Source organism: Bacillus pretiosus, from assembly GCF_051294775.1.
GTDB classification, from domain to species: Bacteria; Bacillota; Bacilli; order Bacillales; family Bacillaceae_G; genus Bacillus_A; species Bacillus_A wiedmannii.
The window spans coordinates 1-305 of sequence record NZ_JBPPHF010000200.1 but is presented as its reverse complement, the minus strand read 5'-3'; the positions used below and the strand labels follow the sequence as shown (position 1 = coordinate 305).

General features: G+C 29.8%; 1 protein-coding gene. It reads left to right on the top strand.

The genetic code is table 11. The features are described 5' to 3' along the window. Window positions 1–305: AMP-binding protein (locus ACSG5Z_RS30510; protein WP_435712815.1), on the top strand; the 305-nt coding region annotated here is incomplete at both ends.

Genomic DNA, 305 nt, shown 5'->3' with positions numbered 1-305 from the left:
ATAACACATTCATCTGTTTCATCTAAGTTAGTTATAGAAAATGATATGAAAAAAATTATATTAGATGACGAAGAAACGAAACTAGCATTACATACATATTCTCGTATGAATATAGAATGTAAGAATGATGTATCAATTTTAAACCCAGCCTATACAATATATACTTCAGGCTCAACGGGTAACCCAAAAGGTGTAATTGTTCCTATGAGAGGTTTAAGTAACTTTTTAATGGCTATGCAACAAAAGTTTTCGTTACATGAACATGATCATTTATTAGCAGTGACAACATTTGCGTTTGATATTTC